Annotated in this window: 1 pseudogene; it reads left to right on the plus strand. The window is 36.4% G+C overall.

The features are described from left to right. A pseudogene (locus DY023_RS04495) lies at positions 1–503 on the plus strand (IS30-like element ISAba125 family transposase); the annotation flags it as partial.

Here is a 503-nt window from a genome sequence, read left to right on the forward strand (position 1 = left end):
AGCCAGAAAATTTGCTGAACTCATTAAAAGACATCCTAGTACGATCTATCGTGAGCTTAAAAGAAATAGCATCAATGACGTTTATCAAGCTCGATATGCTTCTGATAACACCTTCGCTAGACGTAGACGTGGTCACAGAAAACTCAAAATCGATTCAATCCTCTGGAAATTTATTGTTGAAGCGATCCGTTGTTTATGGTCTCCTCAGCAAATAGCAAAGCGTTTAAAGACATTTCCTGATTTGGATCAAACAATGAATGTAAGCCATACAACGATTTATTCAACGATACGAGCATTACCAAAGGGTGAGTTGAAAAAAGACTTATTATCCTGTCTGCGTCATGAAAATAAAAAGCGAAAAGCTAACGGTGAACCTAAAAAAGATTCTATATTACAGGATATTAAAACTATTCATGAGCGCCCAGCCGAAGTTCAAGAAAGAAAAATACCGGGTCATTGGGAAGCTGATTTAATTAAAGGTAAAGACAATAAAAGTTCGATAG

This window comes from Microbacterium bovistercoris, assembly GCF_003387575.1.
Classification (GTDB): Bacteria; Actinomycetota; Actinomycetes; order Actinomycetales; family Microbacteriaceae; genus Microbacterium; species Microbacterium bovistercoris.